19 protein-coding genes are annotated in these 18,794 nt (G+C 72.5%); 12 read left to right on the top strand and 7 right to left on the bottom strand.

What is annotated here, in order from left to right; translation table 11 throughout:
• Window positions 1-160: 160 nt before the first annotated feature.
• From J2S55_RS07200 to J2S55_RS07175, 6 genes are all read left to right on the top strand, one after another.
• Complete coding sequence (locus J2S55_RS07200; RefSeq protein WP_306858191.1) at window positions 161-1,528, top strand: sensor histidine kinase; 1,368 nt, start codon at window positions 161-163, stop codon at window positions 1,526-1,528.
• Window positions 1,525-2,181, top strand: a complete 657-nt coding sequence (locus J2S55_RS07195) for a response regulator (protein WP_306858190.1) — start codon at window positions 1,525-1,527, stop codon at window positions 2,179-2,181. The genes J2S55_RS07200 and J2S55_RS07195 overlap by 4 nt, the downstream gene beginning before the upstream one ends.
• Window positions 2,182-2,285: 104 nt before the next feature.
• Window positions 2,286-2,939, top strand: coding sequence for a biliverdin-producing heme oxygenase (locus J2S55_RS07190; RefSeq protein ID WP_306858189.1), 654 nt, complete (start codon window positions 2,286-2,288; stop codon window positions 2,937-2,939).
• A gap of 95 nt (window positions 2,940-3,034) precedes the next feature.
• Complete coding sequence (locus tag J2S55_RS07185; protein ID WP_306858188.1) at window positions 3,035-3,628, top strand: TetR/AcrR family transcriptional regulator; 594 nt, start codon at window positions 3,035-3,037, stop codon at window positions 3,626-3,628.
• Window positions 3,629-3,744: 116 nt separating this feature from the next.
• Entirely contained in the window at window positions 3,745-4,071 is a 327-nt protein-coding gene (locus J2S55_RS07180; RefSeq protein WP_306858187.1) for a DUF8820 family protein, read from the top strand.
• Window positions 4,072-4,236: 165 nt separating this feature from the next.
• Window positions 4,237-5,268 (top strand): DUF6745 domain-containing protein, encoded by a 1,032-nt coding sequence (locus J2S55_RS07175; protein ID WP_306858186.1) that lies wholly within the window; start codon window positions 4,237-4,239, stop codon window positions 5,266-5,268.
• Between the two features lie 78 nt (window positions 5,269-5,346).
• Here J2S55_RS07175 and J2S55_RS07170 read toward each other — a convergent pair whose 3' ends face one another.
• From J2S55_RS07170 to J2S55_RS07150, 5 genes are read right to left on the bottom strand one after another with little or no spacing between them, the layout of a single operon-like run.
• Window positions 5,347-6,282, bottom strand: a complete 936-nt coding sequence (locus J2S55_RS07170; protein ID WP_306858185.1) for an STM4011 family radical SAM protein — start codon at window positions 6,280-6,282, stop codon at window positions 5,347-5,349.
• A complete protein-coding gene (locus J2S55_RS07165; protein ID WP_370879600.1) occupies window positions 6,279-7,715 on the bottom strand; it encodes an STM4012 family radical SAM protein in 1,437 nt (478 codons plus the stop codon). Before J2S55_RS07165 ends, J2S55_RS07170 begins: the two co-directional genes overlap by 4 nt.
• Complete coding sequence (locus tag J2S55_RS07160; protein ID WP_306858577.1) at window positions 7,712-8,518, bottom strand: STM4013/SEN3800 family hydrolase; 807 nt, start codon at window positions 8,516-8,518, stop codon at window positions 7,712-7,714. The genes J2S55_RS07165 and J2S55_RS07160 overlap by 4 nt, the downstream gene beginning before the upstream one ends.
• A gap of 1 nt (window position 8,519) precedes the next feature.
• Window positions 8,520-9,662, bottom strand: a complete 1,143-nt coding sequence (locus J2S55_RS07155) for an STM4014 family protein (RefSeq protein WP_306858184.1) — start codon at window positions 9,660-9,662, stop codon at window positions 8,520-8,522.
• Window positions 9,659-10,621 carry an STM4015 family protein gene (locus tag J2S55_RS07150; RefSeq protein WP_306858183.1) on the bottom strand — a complete coding sequence of 321 codons (963 nt, stop codon included), beginning with the start codon at window positions 10,619-10,621 and terminating at the stop codon, window positions 9,659-9,661. The genes J2S55_RS07155 and J2S55_RS07150 overlap by 4 nt, the downstream gene beginning before the upstream one ends.
• A gap of 113 nt (window positions 10,622-10,734) precedes the next feature.
• Between J2S55_RS07150 and J2S55_RS07145 the strand changes: the two genes are divergently transcribed.
• Window positions 10,735-12,162, top strand: coding sequence for an MFS transporter (locus J2S55_RS07145; protein WP_306858182.1), 1,428 nt, complete (start codon window positions 10,735-10,737; stop codon window positions 12,160-12,162).
• Window positions 12,163-12,227: 65 nt separating this feature from the next.
• On the opposite strand, the gene J2S55_RS07140 is transcribed toward J2S55_RS07145, so the two are convergent.
• A complete protein-coding gene (locus tag J2S55_RS07140; protein WP_306858181.1) occupies window positions 12,228-13,142 on the bottom strand; it encodes a LysR family transcriptional regulator in 915 nt (304 codons plus the stop codon).
• Between the two features lie 141 nt (window positions 13,143-13,283).
• Between J2S55_RS07140 and J2S55_RS07135 the strand changes: the two genes are divergently transcribed.
• The 3 genes from J2S55_RS07135 (at window position 13,284) to J2S55_RS07125 (ending at window position 15,747) form a co-directional block, all read left to right on the top strand.
• Complete coding sequence (locus tag J2S55_RS07135) at window positions 13,284-14,039, top strand: SDR family oxidoreductase (RefSeq protein ID WP_306858180.1); 756 nt, start codon at window positions 13,284-13,286, stop codon at window positions 14,037-14,039.
• A gap of 104 nt (window positions 14,040-14,143) precedes the next feature.
• Window positions 14,144-15,292 (top strand): MFS transporter, encoded by a 1,149-nt coding sequence (locus J2S55_RS07130; protein WP_306858179.1) that lies wholly within the window; start codon window positions 14,144-14,146, stop codon window positions 15,290-15,292.
• A 59-nt stretch (window positions 15,293-15,351) separates the two neighbouring features.
• Window positions 15,352-15,747, top strand: coding sequence for a nuclear transport factor 2 family protein (locus J2S55_RS07125; protein ID WP_306858178.1), 396 nt, complete (start codon window positions 15,352-15,354; stop codon window positions 15,745-15,747).
• 347 nt (window positions 15,748-16,094) lie between these two features.
• On the opposite strand, the gene J2S55_RS07120 is transcribed toward J2S55_RS07125, so the two are convergent.
• Window positions 16,095-16,910: a TetR/AcrR family transcriptional regulator gene (locus tag J2S55_RS07120; RefSeq protein ID WP_306858177.1), complete on the bottom strand. Its 816-nt coding sequence runs from the start codon at window positions 16,908-16,910 to the stop codon at window positions 16,095-16,097.
• Between the two features lie 85 nt (window positions 16,911-16,995).
• On the opposite strand from J2S55_RS07120, the gene J2S55_RS07115 reads away from it, so the two are divergent.
• Both J2S55_RS07115 and J2S55_RS07110 read left to right on the top strand, forming a co-directional pair.
• Window positions 16,996-17,937: an ATP-binding cassette domain-containing protein gene (locus J2S55_RS07115; protein ID WP_306858176.1), complete on the top strand. Its 942-nt coding sequence runs from the start codon at window positions 16,996-16,998 to the stop codon at window positions 17,935-17,937.
• Window positions 17,934-18,752 (top strand): ABC transporter permease, encoded by an 819-nt coding sequence (locus J2S55_RS07110; RefSeq protein ID WP_306858175.1) that lies wholly within the window; start codon window positions 17,934-17,936, stop codon window positions 18,750-18,752. The genes J2S55_RS07115 and J2S55_RS07110 overlap by 4 nt, the downstream gene beginning before the upstream one ends.
• The last annotated feature ends 42 nt before the right edge of the window (window positions 18,753-18,794 follow it).

Below are 18,794 nucleotides of genomic sequence, written 5' to 3'. Positions count from 1 at the left end.
TTACATCGACTCAATTAATGGGAGCCTTGAAATGTTCCCGAGGTTGAGCGTGTTCGCTGTGAGCGATCGTAATTGTGTAATTGTCCCTCTCGGGAGGGATCGATCCGGATCACCCCGGGGTATGACGCCGGGCCGTACCGGAGCTGTCTACGCTGGGCCGATGCTCTTGCGCGACGGCCTCCTGCGGCTGGCACAGCCGCTCACCCACGCCCTGGTGAGCGGGAGCGCCGGTCCGCCGTTCCCCCGCTCGCGCCGCCTGGGACCGCGCGTGCCCGCCTTCCTGGGCCTGCTGCCGTTCCGGACCGTCGACCTGGTCCTGCTGGCCGACGCCCTGCTCACCTGGCTCCTGTTCAGCAGCGGGTTCTCGGACCTCACGTACGACCAGGAACAGATGGCGCGCGCCGGCGACCTCATGGAGCGGTTCCCCGAGCCGCTGCTCTGGCTCACCGCCGCGGCGTCCTCGTTCCCCCTGCTGCTGCGTAACCGGTGGCCGCTCGCGGCCTGGCGGCTGGCCACGCTGGGCATGCTCCTGGCCGCCCCGGTCGTGCGCGCGCTGACCACCGTGCCCTACTCCACGGCGGGGGTCGTCACCTACCCGCTGATCGTCTACGCCGTCGCGGTCCGCTGCGGACGGACGACCACCCTGGGCGTGTGGATCGTCTCGATGCTCGCCGTGGCGGCCGCCAACCCCGCGAACCACGTGGGGATCCTGACGGCCGCGCTCCTGCTGGGCGTCGCCGCGCTCCTCGGCTACAACGTGCGGGCCAGGCGCCTGGCCACCCACCGCCTGGCGGAGGAGGAACGGCGCAGCAAGCAGGCGCTGGCCTGGCAGGCCGTACTGGAGGAACGGGCCAGGATCGCGCGGGAACTGCACGACGTCGTCGCCCACCACATGTCGGTGATCGCCATCCAGGCGGAGGCCGTACCGCTGCAGGCGGCCGGGGACGCCGGACGTCTGGAGGAGGGGCTGCGGGAGATCCGCGCGCTCTCACTCGCGGCCATGACCGAGATGCGCCGGGTGCTGGGCGTGCTCAGGGACGAGGACGGGCGCACCGACACCGCGCCGCAGCCGGGCCTCGGCCGCCTGGAGGAGCTCGTCGGCACCGCGCGCTCGGCCGGGCTCACCGTGACGCTCAGCCTGGGCGGCGACCTGACCGGGCTGCCCACGGCGGTGAGCCTGTCCGCCTACCGGATCGCGCAGGAGTCGCTGAGCAACGCCATGCGGCACGCGCCGGGCTCGGCCGTCTCCATGAGGATCAACCGGGCCGGCGACGAACTGCACGTCAATGTGACCAACGACGCCGGACGCCATCCCCCCGACGGGCCGGGACAGGCGGGCGGACCGGGACAGCCGGGCGGACAAGGACAGCCGGGCGGACAGTGGCAGGCGGGCGGACAGGGACAGCCGGGGCACGGGCTGATCGGCATGCGGGAACGGGCGTCCATGTTGGGTGGGAGGCTGTGGGCCGGGCCCGTGGGGACGGGCTTCGCGGTCACCGCCATTCTGCCGATCATGGAGAACACATGACGATCCGGGTGCTCATCGCCGACGACCAGAGCATGGTCAGGACCGGCCTCACCGTCTTCCTGGACTCCCAGCCGGACATCGAGGTGGTGGGCGAGGCGGCCGACGGCCGCGAGGCGGTGGACCGGGTGGCCGGGCTCCGGCCGGACGTGGTGCTGATGGACGTGCGGATGCCGGTCATGGACGGGCTGGCCGCGACGCGGGCCATCCTGGAGGGGGACGGCTTCTCGCCCAGGATCCTGATCCTGACGACGTTCGACCTCGACGACTACGTCTACGAGGCGCTGCGGGCCGGGGCCAGCGGGTTCCTGCTCAAGGACGCCTCGGCGCAGCAGCTCGCCGAGGCGGTCCGGGTGGTCGCGGCCGGGGAGGCGCTGCTGGCGCCTTCGGTGACCAGGCGGCTGATCGCGGAGTTCGCGCGGGTCGGGCCGCGCCGCCCGCGCGGCCGGCTGGACGACATCACCGAGCGCGAGACCGAGGTGCTCACCCTCATCGCGCAGGGCCGCTCCAACCAGGAGATCGCCGAGCAGCTCGTGCTGTCGGAGCAGACCGTCAAGACCCACGTGGGCCGGATCCTGGCGAAGCTGAACCTGCGCGACCGGGCCCAGGCGATCGTCCACGCCTACGAGACCGGCCTGGTCCGTCCGGGCGGGTGAGGAGCCGGGAGCGGTTTAATGACAAGGTGTCGTCATCAGCTTGACGGGGGTGCGTGATTTTTGTGACACTGTGTCATGAAAAGCCTCTTCAGCGCGGAGTGATCATGAGTGAGCCAGCGTTCTCCGAAGTCCTCAGGGACGCCACCTGGAGCGACCACGGGGCGGCCGAGGACGAGAGCTACCTCAAGGCCCTGATGGCGGGCCACCTGAGCCGCGAGGCCTACGGCGAGATGGTCGCCCAGCACTACTTCGCCTACGTCGCCCTCGACGGCGCCTCCAGAGCGCTCGCCGACGACCCGGTCGCCGCCCCCTTCGTCTTCCCCGAGCTCTACCGCGAGGAGGCGCTGGCCCGCGACCTGGAGACGATCTACGGCGCCGGCTGGCGGTCCAGGATCGAGCCCTCCCCGCCGACCCGGACGCTGGTCGCCCGCATCGAGCAGGTCGCCACCCGGCCGGACGGCTACATCGCCCATCACTACACCCGCTACATGGGCGACCTGTCCGGCGGGCAGTTCATCCGGATGGAGCTGCAGAAGATCTACGGCTACCAGCCGGGCGGCGGCGTCGACTTCTACCTCTTCGACCGGGTCGGCAGCCTGCCCCGGTTCAAGAACGAATACCGCGCCCGGCTTGACGCGCTGGCCCTGGACGAGGCCGGCAGGCAGCGGATCATCCGCGAGACCAAGCTGGCCTACCTGCTCAACACCGAGGTCCTCGCCGACCTCGGCCGGGTGGCACGCGCCGAGCTCGCCGCCTGAGCTCCCCCGCGCCCCGCCGTACGGCGGCGCTCCGGTACGGAGACCGCACGGCTCACAGCCCGTCCGCGCCGCCCACTCTGTGCGACCATGGGGGCATGCCCCGGATTTCGGCCGCGACGATCGGCGAACATCGCGCCCAGACGCGGGACCGGATCCTGCAGGCGTTCTCGCGGCTCTCCCGCGACCAGGGGATAGACACCATCTCGATGACCGACGTGGCCAGCGAGGCCGGCATCACCCGGACCGTTCTCTACAACTACTTCCCCGACAAGGCCGCGCTGCTGCTGGCCTTCACCGAGCGGGTGACGCACTACTTCATCGAGAGCTACGGGCGGGAGCTGCCCGAGCACGCCTCCCCCGCCGAGCGGCTGCGGGTGTTCGTCCGGCTCCAGCTCGCCGGGCTGCTCGCCCACCCCCACCCCGGCCCCGCCGACCTGTCGGCGGCCCTGGGCCCCGACGCCTACCAGCGTCTGGCCGACCACGTCGCGCCGATGCAGCGCATCCTGACCGGCATCATCGACAGCGGGGTGGCCTCGGGCGACTTCCGGACCCCCGACGTGGCCGCCGCCGCTCGCATGATCATCGCTGTCCTCGGCGCCGAGCGGGTGCCCCTGCTCAGCGGCACGGTGACGCCGCAGGAGGCCGAGGAGACCGTCTGCGGGTTCGTGCTGCGCGGGCTGGGCGCCTGAGGGCGTCCCCCTGGGCTCCGGCACGCCGCACGGCGGCCGCCCGCCGGCGGGCGGCCGGGAAATGTCGGTGGCGGTGGCTACCTTTCGATCGACCCCCGACGCGAGGAGCCTGCCAGATGTACCGCCAGGGAGACATCCTGATCGTGCCCGTCCACGAGGAGGCCGTGCCCGCCCCGGTCCGGACCTCGCCGTCCGCGCCGCGTGACGCCCGCGGCCGGCTGGTGCTGGCCCTGGGTGAGGCCACCGGTCACGCCCACGCGGTGGTCGGCCCCGGCACGCTGGTGCGCGGCCTGCGGCCGATGGACCCCGACTTCCTGAACGTCCCCTCCGGGGGGCGCGTCGTCCACGAGGAGCACGCCGCGATCTCCCTGCCCAAGGGCTGGTACCGCGTGCAGCGCCAGCGCGAATACGTCCCCGGCGCCTTCCGCGTCGTCGCCGACTGACCTCTCCTCCCCTTTTCCCGCCCGACTCCCCTTTTCCCGCCCGACTTTCCCGCCCGACCGGATCTCCCCCACGGGCGCCGCCGGGGCGAGCGGCCCGCCGGCCCGACAGGCCCCGAACCTGACGGCACCGGGGCGGAGCCCGGATCTCCACGCTGGAGGTATTCGATGACCGTCACCACCGAACTGGCCGACGTCCTGACCGCCGCCGCGCTCCGCTGGCAGGAGGCCGCCTTCAGGTCCGGTCCCGCCGACCGGCCCGGCGCCGAGGCGGGAGTACGGCTGGCATACCGGATCGCCGGCCTGGCCGAGCCCGAGAAGATCATCTGGGTCGACTCCCCCGCCGCGGGCGCGCGGGCCATCGCCACGCTCGGCGCCGGCCGGCCGGTGCGCGACGCGGTGCGGACCGGCCCGTGGGAGCGGGCCAGGGCCGAGGCGCACACCTCACTGGGCCCTGTGGACTGGCCGCTGGCCTGGTCGCTGACCGGGGGGCGGCTCTGGGATCCGGTGAACCGGCTGGTCGTCCAGATCCGCCGGGGCATCGCCGCGACGGAGGAGTCGGAGCCCGTCGCGGCCGCGCTGCGCGCCTCCACCCTGGACGCCGTGCTGGGCCAGCAGGACGCGCCGTGGCTGTCGCTGTTCGACGCGCTGGGCAGGCCGGAGGTGGAGGGGCTGGTCCAGGTCGCCCGGTCGGCCGGCTGGTGGTGGCCGTTCGAACGGGTGGCCATCGTGTGCGAGCGCCCCGCCGAGCTGCACCTCGACGAGCTGTCGCGCCTGCACCGCGCCGAGGGCCCGGCGCTGCTGTTCCCCGACGGCTTCGCCGTGCACGCCTGGGGCGGCATGCCGGTCCCGGCCGACTTCGCCGCCTCCATGGCGACGCTGACCCCCGGACGCATCCGTGCCGAGGAGAACGCGGAGCTGCGCCGCGTCATGCTGGAGCACTTCGGCTACGACCGCTACCTCGCCGAGTCCGGCGCGACCCCGCTGCACCGGGACGAGACGGGTGTCCTGTGGCGGATCGACCTGCCCGACGACGAGCCGGTGGTGATGGTCGAGGTGGTCAACTCCACCGCCGAGCCCGACGGCACCTTCCGCAGATACTGGCTGCGGGTGCCCCCGTCCACCCGCACCGCCCGCGAGGGCGTGGCCTGGACCTTCGGCATGTCCGAGGCCGACTACCGGCCGGCCCGGGAGACCTGACGGGCCGGCCCGGGAGACCTGACGGGCCGGCCCGGGAGACCTGACGGGCCGGCCCGGGAGACCTGGCGGGCCGTCCGGTCAGTCCGCGCGGGGGATGCGCTCCAGGATCCCCCCGGCGAAGACGTCGTAGAGGCCGGTCGGCTCCAGGTGGACGTAGCCGATGTGGCAGTCGCACAGGGCGGCCGGGCAGGCCCTGGCCGCCGGACGGAACGTCCCGTCGTAGAGGTTGCCGAGGACCTCCGGGACGAAATGGCAGCGCCGTACGGTGCCCTCGCCGTCCACGGAGATCACGCTGTCCCCCGTACGGCAGGGCTGCCCGGCGCTGCGGTGCGGCGTGCGGCTGTAGCGGAAGAGGCGGTCGATCGCCGTCCAGTCGGCCGCCTCCGCGTCGGTGTAGGGGTGGCCCTCGGCGGCGTTGACCCACAGATAAACCTCGGCGGGCAGGTCGGCCCGGAGCCGCCGCGCGTGGTCCAGGTGCTCGGGCAGCCCGACCACGCCGACGCTGAAGCGGACCCCGCGCCCGGCCAGGTCACGGCACTTGGCGAGGAAGCGCCCGTAGGCGACCTGACCGGGGTGGTAGGTCACCCAGAGCGCGAGCGTGCCCAGGTCGGCCTCGGCCAGCCAGTCGGGACGGCAGCTGAAGTTGGTCTGGATGGCGACCCGCCGGACGTGCGGGAGGTGGCTGAGCCCGATCATCGCCCGCCGGTACCACGACCGCACGAGCCCCTCGCCCCAGGGGGTGAACAGCACCGAGACCGGATGGTCGCGCCCGGCCACCCACGCGGTGAAGCGCTCCAGCGCCGCCCGGTCCCGGCGCAGCCGTCCGGTGTCGTCGCGGCGCTTGGCGAACGGGCAGTAGGGGCAGTCGTAGTCGCAGCTCGCCAGCGGTCCCCGGTAGAGAATGCTCAGGTGGCCGGGGTCCCGCTCCCCCGCGGGCAGGACGGGGACGGGCAGGGCGCGGCCGCCGGTCCCCGGGAGGAGGGGGAGGTCACGGCCCGTCGCGCGCTCGGTCATCGCTCCTGGTATCCCGCCATCAGCTCGCGGACCGGGCCGGAGAACAGCGCCGGGCCGATCGCGTCGGAGTGCGCCAGCCCCTCGGCGGTGAGCCGGAGCCGCCCGGTGGCGGGGTCCGGCGGGCGGACCGGCTCCAGCGGCTCCAGCCAGCCCCGGCCGGCCATGCGCTCCAGCTCCTGGCCGAAGTCGGCCGTCGCCTCCGTGCCGAAGCGCTCCCGGTAGGCGGCGGTGTCGAGCCCCTCGGCCTGCAGCAGCGACTGGATCAGATGACGGCGGCGCCGTTCGTCCTCCCCCAGCCGGAACCCCACGTTGGCGACCGCGAACTCCTCGGGTGCGAGCCGTACGTAGCCGTCGATGATCGCGCGTACCTGGCCGGCGCCCACCGCGTACTCGTAGGAGTAGTGCAGGCCGGAGGTGTAGGACCGGGCCCCGCAGCCGAGCCCGACCATGCCGTCGCTCTGGCAGTCGTAACCGGTCGCGCCGGAGGAGCCCCGCAGCCGGAACATCCGCATCGACACCTGCTCGTACCCGGCGGCCAGCAGGTGGTCGCGGCCCTGCCGGTAGAGGCCGAGCCGGTGGTCGTCCCAGTCGCGGGCGCGGCGGCCGAGGCCGGTGAGCGGGCGGACGTACAGCGGGTAGAGGTAGATCTCCTCGGGCCTCCAGGCGAGCGCGGCCTCCAGCGAGCGGCGCCAGGAGCGCTCGGTCTGCCCGTCGATCCCGTAGATCAGGTCGATGTTGAGCGTCTCGAACCCGGTCTCCCTGATGCGGCCGAGCGCCGCCTCGACCTCCTGCCGTTTCTGCGGGCGCACCGCCGCACGGACCTCGGCGTCGACGAAGCTCTGCACGCCGATGGAGATCCGGGTCGTGCCCCGCTCGGCCAGGACGGCGAGCCGGTCCGCCGTCGCGGTCGCCGGGGAGGTCTCCACCGACAACGGCACGGCCCGCAGGTCGGCGCCCATGATCCGCTCGGTGAGGTCGAACATCCGGGTGAGCTCGGCGGCGCTCAGGTAGGTCGGCGTGCCGCCGCCGACGGCCGCGGTGACGAACCTCGGCTCCTCCAGGGCGTCCCGTACGGCCTCCGCCTGGCGTTCCAGGGCGTCCAGGTAGGCGGCGACGAGCTCCTCGGGGGCGCCGGTCCGGGTGAACAGGTTGCAGAACCCGCAGCGCATCTCGCAGAACGGGATGTGCAGGTAGAGGAAGAGGCTGCCGAGCGGTTCGGCCGCCCACACCTGCCGCAGCGACGGGCGCGGCTCCAGCGGCCGGTATGCCGTCTTGTGCGGGTAGGCGTAAACGTATCCCTGATAGGGGCCCGCATCTGCTCCCTGGTGGGGACCCGCGTCGGCCGGGCCGCCGGGGACCGGCCGCGCCGGGGCGCCCACCGGCCCCGGCTCCGCCGTCTCCGGCACCGGACCCCGGTCGGGACTCGCAGTCACCGCCACCCTCCCTGCTCCATCTCGAACTCCCCGTAGGGCACGGTCCAGACGACCTCGTGGCCGATCCGGTGCCCGGTGTATCCATCTTCGCCGTAGGCGGTGCCGTGGTCGGAACAGACGATCGCGAACCCCGGCCGCCGGCTGCTCATCAGGGCGAACAGCCGGCCGATGTGCCGGTCGACGTACTCCAGCGCGGCGGCGTGGCTCTCCCGGCTGTCACCGTGCTCGCGGGTGGCGCCCGGCAGGTGGTGCCAGTTGGGCTGGTGCAGCGCCGACACGTTGACGAACAGGAACACCGGCCCGTCCGTTCCGGCGACCGCCCGCTCGGCGCACTCGATCTGCGCCTCCAACGAGGTCGGCGAGGTGACCCCGAACTCCGGCTCCCAGTGGCTCTCGGCGAACATCCCCGGCAGCACGGCCCCGAGCGGGGTGAGCTTGTTGAAGAACCCCACCCCGCCGACGCAGATCGTGTGGTAGCCGGCCGCGGTCAGCCCGCCGGGCAGGTCGGGCGCGTCGAAGACCCATGTCCCGCCGCCCGTGGTCTCGCTGCCGGGGAAGGCGGCCGCGAAGAGCCGGGGGTGCGGCCCGGGCTCGGCGGGGGTGGGCAGGAAACCGGCGAGGATCGCGGCGTGCGCGGCGTAGGTGAAGCTCGCCGGGCTGTGCCTGCGCTGCCATCGCCCGCCGGGCAGCGCCCTGGCCAGGGTGGGCAGCCGCCCGGCCCTGATCAGCTCGTCGGCCACGTCGTGGCGGAGGGTGTCGAGGGTCACCAGCAGGAGGTCATGGCTGCCCACGATCCGGTTCATGTCACCCACCGGCGTTCCCTCCCGTGGGCGCCGGTACGGCGGGGTGGTGCGCGGCGGTGTCCGGCGCCGCCGTACGGCGTGCGAGGATGGCCCGGACCTGGGCCTCGTAGGTGTTCAGGTGCTCGGCGCCGCCGCCGGGGAAGCCGGTGAGGCGGGGCAGCAGGTCTCCGAAGGCGTTGACCTCGGCCACGGCGACACTCCGCCAGTCGACGCCGATCATCAGGTCGACCCCGGCGGTCAGACTCCCCGGGAAGCACGACGCCGCCCGGACGCACACCTCGGTGACCCGTTCCCAGCCCTGAGGGCCGAGCCTGGTCCTGACCGCGCCGAGATCACCGCGCTCGCCGCCGAGATGCAGGTTCGTCATGGGGGTACGGCTCGCGCGGACGACGGCGTGGGTCGGCGCGCCGTCCACCACGACCACGCGCAGATCGATCGTCCGCCCGTCGAGGCCCGCCTTGGGGAACCACCGCTCCACGTGGAGCCCGTCCCCGGCGAGCAGGTCGACGATCGCCGCCACGTCGAGCTCGTCCTCGTAGGAGCGCACCCGCAGCGAGTTGTGCAGCCCGTCCGCGGTCAGCTCGGCGGACGTCACCGCCTTGACCCGGTCGCCGGAGGCCTGCATGGCGATGACGCCGGAGGCCGACGAGCCGTGGGCCGGCTTGACGAACACCCGGCCCCACCCGGCCTCGTCCATCCGCCGGCGCAGCTCCACGTAATCGCCGACCGGCCCGGGCAGCGCGGGCGGCACCGGCACCCCGGCCGCCGACAGCCTCGCGTGACACAGCCGCTTGTCGAACATCACCGCGATCTCGTCGGCGTCGGAGAGCAGCACGGCCCCGGGCGTGCGCTCGACGGCCCGGCGGATCCGCGCCGTCCCGGCGGTGAAGGCGGCGTGCCAGGCGGCGCCGCCGCCGACCCGGGACGGCTCGCCCGGCCCGCGCAGCAGCGCGTCGGCCTCGGCGTCCTCTCCGGGCGACTCGATCCGCACCAGCGTCCCCGGCCGCAGCGGGATGTCCCTGCCCCGCAGCACGGAGGTCCACGGCAGGACGGCGGGCTCCCGCAGGCCGTACCGGACGCAGGCGTCGGCGAACATGGTCACCCGGCGCTCCCCCGGCGTGCCGACGACCGTCAGCGAGGTCATTCGGCCACGGCGACGTAGCGCCAGTCCTCGTCCGGCTCCTCCTGCTCGGACAGGTCGACCTCGACGCCGGTGCCGGCGAAGGCCGCCTCGACGTGCTTGACCATCATGTCGGTCAGGTAGTGGTGGTGCAGGTCCAGGCGCCCGAGGTGGGTCAGCGGCTGGCCCGACAGCAGCGCCTCGGCGCCCTCGTCGGTCAGCGTGCCCATCGACAGGGCCAGCGACCCCAGCCCGGCCACCACCGGCGCCGACGCCACGGCCGCGGCGATCTCGTCCTGGATCTCGCTGTCCTGCAGGCCGAGGTGCCGCAGGGCGGGCAGCCGCTCCCCCGACAGGACCGGCGCGAGATCGGCCACCGTGGCGTCCCCTCCGTAGTCGCTCGTGCCGAGCCACATCTCCAGGTATTCGAGCGCGGGCAGGTCGCTCGCGCCGACCGCGCGGACCACCTCGGCCGGCAGCCCGCCCGTCTCGAACCGCAGCACCCTGAGACTGTCGTGCCGGACCGGCCGGAGCAGGAGCCCGGAGCCGCCGCGCACCTCCAGCCGCTCCAGCGACGGGAACGCCTCCAGCAGCGGCGTGACGTCGCTCTGCCTGATCCAGGAGATCTCGCACTCCTCCGACGCGATCGCGCCGAGGAACAGCGAGCGCAGGGCGGGGAAGCGGTCGGCGTGCTCCACGAGAAGACCCACGGCCTGCTCGGAACTGCTCTCGTAGGCGTTTCCCCAGTCGCCGACGATGAGGGCGGACACCTTCGTCGGGTCCACCACAGTGAGGAAGTGCCGGAAGTTCGTCTCGAACCCGTCGCTCCGCCAGCTCCAGGAGACCCGCCAGGCCGCCGACTCGGGGGCCGGCAGCCCTTCCGGAGGCGCGCCGTCGCTTCCGGGGGCCTCGACGACGGGCAGGCCGGCGTAGCTTCCTCGGTTCAGCCTGTTGACCTCGTCGTTGAACTCGCTGTAGTCCATCCTGGCTCCTGTCAGGCGAAACATGACAGATCACGTCCTACCAGAGATCGCCGACACTTCTGGAATCATGAATCCGCATCAGACGGACGAAACGGTCAGCGATGATTAGGGTTATGGATAACGGCCATATTCAGCTCCGCTCGGCTCAGGGGCGCTGGGTCCTGCTCACCACCGTGCTCGGCTCGGGGATCGCGTTGCTGGACGGCACGGTCGTCAACGTGGCGCTCCCCGCGCTCGGTGACAGCCTCGGGGCCGACATGGCGGGACTGCAGTGGACCGTCAACGCCTACACCCTCACCCTCGCGGGCCTGATCCTGCTGGGCGGCTCGCTCGGTGACCGGTACGGCAGGCGGAAGATCTTCCTGGTCGGCGTGGTCTGGTTCGCGCTCGCCTCCGCCCTGTGCGGGCTGGCGCCCAACGTGGAGACGCTGATCGCGGCCCGGGCGCTGCAGGGCGTCGGCGGAGCGCTGCTCACGCCGGGTTCCCTGGCCATCATCCAGGCGTCCTACGTCCGCGAGGACCGGCCCAAGGCGATCGGCGCCTGGTCGGGGCTGGGCGGGACGGCGGCGGCCGTCGGGCCGCTGCTCGGCGGGTGGCTGGTGGAGACGGCCGGGTGGCGCTGGGTGTTCCTGATCAACCTCCCGCTGGCCGCCCTGGTGGTGGCGGTGGCCGTACGGCACGTGCCGGAGAGCAGGGACGTGGAGGCGAGCGGGCGTTTCGACGTGCTCGGCGCGGTGCTGGCCGCACTGGCGCTGGCCGGGGTCACCTACGGCCTGATCGGCCTGCGGCCGGTCCCGATCGCGGCCGGCGTCCTGCTGGGCGCGGCGTTCGTCTGGCTGGAGATCCGGCGCTCGCCCGACGCCCTGGTGCCGGTCGGGGTCTTCTGCTCGAAGGTGTTCACCGCGGTCAACGTCGTCACGTTCGTGATGTACGCCGCGATGAGCGTGGTGTTCTTCCTGCTGGTCGTCCAGCTCCAGGTCTCGGCGGGTTTCTCCCCGACGCTGGCCGGATCGGCGATGATCCCGGTGACGGTCCTGATGCTGCTGCTGTCGTCCTGGGCGGGCGAGCTGGCCAAGCGGATCGGGCCCCGGATCCCGATGACGGCGGGCATCCTGCTCTGCGCCGCCGCGCTGCTGCTGATGTCGAGGATCGGCGCGGGCACGTCCTACCTGGGAGGCGTGCTGGTCCCGGCGGCCGTGTTCGGCCTGGGGCTGTCGGCGGCGGTCGCCCCGCTCACCGCGACCGTGCTGGCCAGCACGGAGGAGCGCTACGCGGGTGTGGCCAGCGGCGTCAACAACGCCGTCGCCCGGACCGGCGGGCTGCTGGCGGTCGCCGCGATCCCCCCTCTGGTCGGCCTGACCGGCGACGCCTTCAACGACCCGGCCGCGTTCACCGCCGGGTTCCACACGACGATGCTGGTCAGCGCGGCGATGATGGCCCTCTCCGCACTGATCACCCTGCTCACCATCCGCGAGAACGTCCTGGCCGACTCCCGGCCGCGGATGAGCTGCCCGGTGGAGGCGCCCCAGCAGGGCCGGTGAGAGCCGGCCGGTGGTCCGCGCTCTCGGAAGCCGGGGCCGTCCCCGATCCCGCGGGGGCAGGCGGGTCAGCCCGGCTGGTCCCCGGACCGGCCGGTCACCTTCCGGACTTCGGCGATCATGGTTGCGACCAGGCGCTGTGAGGCGCGGGCGGTCCATACAAGGGCGAGTTCGGAGGGGGCGGCGTCGGAGACCGGCAGCCAACGGACGTTCGTCACGGGGACCCAGCGGCTCAACGGTTCGGGGGCCAGCCAGACGCCCTTCCCGCGGGCGACCGCCATGAGGCAGTCCTCGACCTTGCCGACCGCGGGCCCGCGGAGGGCCGGGCTGCCGTCCGGCCGGGGCTCGGCCAGCCAGTGGCGCAGGTTCTCCTCGGACAGGAAGATGTCGGGACGGACGACCGGTTCGTCGGCCAGGTCGGCCAAGGTCACCGAGTCCCGCTCAGCCAGCCGGTGACCCGGCGGAAGGGCGACGACGCGAGGATCACTGCGTACGGACGCGTGGTTGAGCCGGCTGTCGCCGACCGGCAGCCACATGAACGCGGCGTCGGCCTCACCGGACAGGAGCAGCGCGAGCTCGTCAGGCGGGGTGGGCACGCTGGTCAGCTCGACCTCGAGACCCGGGACCGCGGCCTCCATCGCGTCGGCGACCTCGGTGGCGAACAGCGCGGTGGCGTAGGGACAGCAGGCCAGCCGCAGCCGGCCGAGCCGTCCCCGGTGCGCGGCCCGTACGCGCTCGGTGAGGTCGCCGAGCTCGGAGACCACGGCGCCGCCGCCGCGTTCCAGCTCGTCGCCCGCGGGTGTGAGCAGGACGCCTCGGGAGGTGCGGACCAGGAGCGTCACCCCTATCGCGCGTTCGAGCTGCTGGATCTGCGTGGACAGCGTCTGCTGGGTGATGTGCAGCCGGGCCGAGGCACGGGTGATGTTGAGCTCCTGGGCCACGACCAGGAACGCCTGCAACTGGCGCATATCCACATCGATCACGCGATAACCGTATACGGGGGATGATTCCGGGCGGCAACAGGGAACGCCGGTGACAGCCATCGCGAACTTCTGTTTCCGCTCGAGGGGTCCGTCACAGCAGGCTGGAGCCACTTCACCGACTCCGCGAAAGGGACGTTCCCGATGACCCCTGTGTACCCGGCACGCGATCTTGAGGGCAAGGTCGCCCTGGTGGTCGGTGGCAGCCGGGGTCAGGGAGCGGTCTGTGCCGAACTCCTCGCGATGGGCGGAGCCACCACGGTGTTCAGCTACGCCCACGGCGAGCACGCCGCGGCGCGGACCCTGACGGCGCTGGACCGGCACGGGGTGACGGCCGAGGCCATCCGCTCGGACGCGACCCGGTCCGCCGACGTGGACATCTTGTTCGAAGGCGTGGTCGCTCGGCACGGCAGGCTCGACATCGTGGTCCACACCGTGGGGGCGGTGCTGGGAAAAGCGCTGGCGGAGCACACCGACGAGGACTTCGACCTGCTGATCGACCGCAACGCCCGCAGTGCGTTCAACACGCTGCGAGCCGCCGCCCGGCATCTGTCCGATCACGGCCGGTACGTGGCCCTGACCGGCGCGCTCCCGTCGATCGGGGTGCATTCGGCGGCCAAGGCCGCAGTGGAGCTGCTGGTACGGGCCGCCGCCCGGGAGCTGGCCACGCGCCAGATCACGGTCAACGCGGTCGCCCCCGGCCCCGTCACCGACTCCTTCCCCTGCGGGCCTCCAGGACGCGGGCGCCTCGGGCAGCCCGAGGACATCGTCTCCGGGTCTTCAGGGCGCGGGCGCCTCGGGCAGCCCGAGGACATCGCCCCGGTGGTCGCCTGGCTGGCCGGCGACGCCGCCGGCTGGGTCTCCGGACAGACGATCAGGGCCGACGGCGCGCCGTCCTGACCCCGGAACAGGCTCAACCCCTCATCTCATCAGCATCTCTCGTAGGAGTGATCGACGTGGCGAGTGCCGCCGGGTCCGTTCCCGTTACCACCCCCTCTGACCGTGTGCCGCTCAGGAGGTGGTTCGCCGTCGCCTCCGTGGCGGTGGGGACCTTCTCCGTCGTGACCGCCGAGCAGTTGCCGGTGGGCCTGCTCACCTCGGTCGGCGGGGCGCTGGAGGTCTCCGAGGGAACGGCGGGTCTGATGGTGACGGTCCCCGGCCTGGTCGCCTCCGCCACCGCCCCGCTCCTTCCGGTGGCGATCGGCCGCCTGGACCGCCGGGGCGTCCTGCTCGGCCTGATCGCCCTGATGGTCGTGGCCAACCTGATGTCCGCCCTGGCCCCGAACTTCGCGGTGCTCCTGGCCTCGCGTCTCCTGGTCGGGATCAGCATCGGCGGGTTCTGGGCACTGGCCGCCGGCATCGCCGTCCGCATGGTGCCCGACCGGTATGTCCCTCAGGCCACCGCCATCGCCTTCGGCGGCGCCACGGCCGCCAACGTGCTCGGCATCCCGGCGGGGACCCTGATCGGCGAACTCACCGACTGGCGCATCGCGTTCGCCGTCCTCGGCGGGCTCGGCCTCCTGGTGGTCGTCGCCCTGCTCCTGCTGCTGCCGCAGATGCCCCCCGCCCAGCCCGTACGGCTGCGCACCCTGGCCGAGCAGTTCCGCAACCCCGTTGTCCGATCCGGTGTGCTCGCCACGTTCCTGCTGGTGAGCGGCCACTTCGCCGCCTTCACCTTCATCAGTCCGATCATGCAGACCGTCTCCGGCGTCGACCAGAGCATGATCGGCCCCGCGCTCCTGGCCTTCGGAGTCGCCGGCATCGCCGGCAACTTCGTCACCGGCGCCGCCGCGGGCCGCGACATCCGAGCGACCCTCATCGCCATCAGCGTCCTGCTCGCCGTCGTTCTGGCCCTCTTCCCGATCGCCGGCGGCAACCCGGTCGGGGGCGTGGCCCTGCTGATCCTGTGGGGGCTGGCCTTCGGCGGCGTGCCGGTGGGCGTCCAGACCTGGATCCTCAAGGCCGCCCCGGGCAGCACGGAGGCCGCCACCGCCCTGAACACCTCCGTGTTCAATCTGGCCATCGCCCTCGGGGCCCTGTTCGGCGGCCTTGTCGCCGACCACGTGGTCCTCACCGCCGTCCTCTGGTTCGGCGCGGCCCTCAGCGTCCTCACCTCCCTGGCCGTACGGAACACCCGGGCCGTCCACCGCTGAACCGCAAGATCCCCAACCCTGCCGGCCAGATCGGCAACCAACTCCAAGGAGACGGTCCCATGTCCAACAGCAAGACGACCTCCGAGGTCATCGACCGGTTCAACCTCGCGTTCACCGAGCACGACCCGGCGCTGCTCGCCGGCCTGGTCGCCGACGACTGCGTGATGGTCACCGTCCAGCCCGCCCCCGACGGCACCCGGTACGAAGGCCACGACGCCTGCCTCGCCTTCTGGCAGGACCTGGCCGCCGACTCCAGCACCCGCTTCGCGCCGGAGGAGGTGTTCGTCTTCGGCGACCGCGCGGTCATCAAGTGGCGAGCCACCTTCCAGCACGGCGAGGCGCACGAGGTGTTCGGCGACGCCCACGTCGAGTCCACTTCCGTGGCCGGCGTCAACCTCATGCACATCCGTGACGGACGCATCGTCGAGGCCCTCGGCTACAGCAAGACCCCGTGACGCACCGGACCCTCATCTGAAAGGAGACGGCATGAGGGCCCCGTCCCCGAGGAGTGCGGGGGCGGCGTCCTCTGCGGTCGAGGCGCCCGCCCGGGGCAGCATCTGAGTGGGCGCCGCACTGTTCAGCACGGCCCGGATGAGCTTGGAGACATTCACCCTGGCGGCTGCCACCGGGGTGATGGCGGCTCTGGGGCCCTCATCCGGAATGGCGGTCGCTGGAGCCGTGTGCCTCGCGGCCGCCCTCGTCGTCCAGCAAGCCGTCCCCTCTCGCGACACATAGTCACGGCCCGGGCACCAGGGGCAGGGAATCCGGCGGTGGCTTCAGGACAAGCCCCTGACGTGGGCGGTTACGCGCTCCCGCTCCGCTGAATCTCGTCTGGACCATGGGGCACCGCAGGTTCCGCTTCCCCCCGCCCCTCTCGATGCGCCGGCATCGGAGACCCGGCCGTTGACGGGAGGGCCGCGGCGATGCAGTCGAGGACGCGCTGGAGCCCGTACCGGAACTGGTCGTCGCGGCTCAGGTGCGGCTGGCGCGCCTCCATCACGATCTTGGTGAAGATCGGGTACTCCCCGCTCTTCACCAGCCGCTCGACGTACGGGTAGCTCCGCGCCATCCACTCCGACTCGCTGAGCCCGCTGCGGCGGAATTCCCTGGCCGAGCTGATCTCCTCGCGGACGGTCCCCTCGACGTAGCTGTTCAGCAAGGTCATGAGGCCGAGGTTCTCGTCGATGGAGACGAGGGCGTCGAGCACTCCCATCAGCCGTTCGATCAAGAGCAGCTGGCTGGGGCCGAAGCTGGGGAGTGACCGCTGCACGGTGGCGATCCACGGGTGCCTCAGCCACATGGCCCGCAGCCCGTCGGCGTAGCGGGTCAGGTCGGCGCGCCAGTCGCCCGAGGGCATGCCCGTGACGTCGATCTCGCCCATCAGCCGGTCGGCCATGAGCTCGACCAGGTTGTCGCGGCTCGGGACGTACCGGTAGAGGGACATCGCGCCGGCGCCGATCTCGGCGGCGATCCGCCGCATGGTGGCGGCCTCCAGCCCCTCGGCGTCGGCGATCCGGACGGCCGCCTCGGTGATCTGGGCGCGGCTGTAGGCCGGCTTGGGCCCGCGGGCGGGGCGCTCGGGCCGCATCCAGATGTTCACGTACTCGGCGTCGGTCACCGCTCCACCTCCTTGTTGCGTACATAGTACCCAGTGGTTTAGCGTGACCACCGTAACCGCGTACAGCGTACCCAGTGGAGGGGTCATGTCTGATCCGATCGTGGTCGCCGAGGGGCTGCACAAGTCCTTCGGCGATGCCCATGCCCTGCGGGGTTTGGACCTGAGCGTCCCGAGAGGAACGGTCTGCGGGGTGCTGGGGCCCAACGGCGCCGGGAAGACGACCCTGGTGCGCATCCTGGCGACCTTGTCCGATCCCGACGCCGGGCACGCCCGCATCGCCGGATACGACGTCGTCCGTGAGGCGGGCGAGGTACGGGCCAGGATCGGGCTCGCGGGCCAGTACGCCGCCGTGGACGAGAAGCTCACCGGCCGCGGCAACCTGCGCATGTTCGGGCGCCTCTCCCACCTGTCCCGGCGCGAGGCGCACCGGCGGGCCGACGAGCTGCTGGAGCGCTTCGGCCTGATGGACGCCGCCGACCGGCCGGTTCTCGGCTACTCCGGCGGCATGCGCCGCCGCCTCGACCTGATCACCTGCCTCATCCTGCGCCCCCAGGTGCTCTTCCTGGACGAGCCCACCACCGGCCTGGACCCGCGCAGCCGCGGCGAGATCTGGGACAGCATCCGCGAGCTGGTGGCCGACGGCACCACGGTGCTGCTCACCACGCAGTACCTGGACGAGGCCGACCAACTGGCCGACGACATCGCCGTCGTCGACCACGGGCAGGTGATCGCCACCGGCACTCCCGACGAGCTGAAGGCCACGATCGGCGACCGCCTCGACGTCGTCCTCGAAGACCCCGCCGCCCTGCGTCCGGCGGCGACCGTCCTGAACACCCTCACCGGCACCGATCCCACGACGACAGGCGCCGACCGGCTCAGCGTCGCCCTGCCCGGCCGCCTCCGGCTCGCCGACATCGTGCGCGAGCTCGACCGCGCCGGAGTCGCCGCCGCCGACGTGAGCCTGCGCCGCCCCACTCTCGACGAGGTGTTCCTGCGCCTCACCGACCGCAAGGAGACCGTGCGATGACCGTCCTCACCTCACCACTGGGCCGCCTGCGCTGGACGCTCACCGACGGGCTGACCCTGGTCGGCCGCGAGCTGGGCCGGCTGCGGCAGGAGCCCGGGCAGATCGTCGTCGCGCTGGTCTTCCCGGCCGTCATGGTGGTGCTGTTCGGGTACGTCTTCGGCAGCGCGATCCAGGTGCCGGGCGGCGGCGACTACCGCGAGTACCTCATGCCCGGCCTGTTCGCGATGGTGACCTTCTCCGCGTGGTTGGGGGTCATGACGCGGATGGCCACCGACGCCTCCCGCGGCGTGATGGACCGGTTCCGCTCCATGCCGATGGCGCGCCTGGCGGTGCCGTTCGGGCAGACCGGCGCCGACCTGCTGACCGGCCTGCTGATGCTGGCCATCATGGTGGGCACGGGCCTGCTGGTGGGCTGGCAGCCGCACCGCGGCCTGATCCCCACGGCCCAGGCGTTCCTGCTGATGATCGTGCTGCGGTACGCGCTGAGCTGGGTGGGCGTCTATGTGGGCCTGGCGGTGAAGAACGACCGGGTCGCCGACGCGATGGTGCCGCTGGGCCTGCCGTTCACGATGCTGTCGAACGCGTTCGTCCCGACCGACGGCATGCCGGGCTGGCTGCGCTTCCTGGCCGACTGGAACCCGGTGAGCGCGCTCACCGCCGCCTCACGGGAGCTGTTCGGCAACCCGGGCGCCCCGTCCGGGAACGTGACCTGGCCACTCGCGCATCCGGTGACCGCCGTCCTGCTCTGGTCGGCCGCACTGCTGATGATCTTCGTCCCGCTGTCGCTCCGCGCCTACATGCGCAGAGGGCGCTGAACACCTCAGGCATCTACAGACCACGTATTCCCCTCTGAAAGG

Origin of the sequence: Streptosporangium brasiliense (genome assembly GCF_030811595.1) — a bacterium.
In the GTDB taxonomy this organism is placed as follows: Bacteria; Actinomycetota; Actinomycetes; order Streptosporangiales; family Streptosporangiaceae; genus Streptosporangium; species Streptosporangium brasiliense.
The sequence above is the reverse complement of the archived record's forward strand: the minus strand, read 5'-3'. Positions and strand labels throughout refer to the sequence as shown.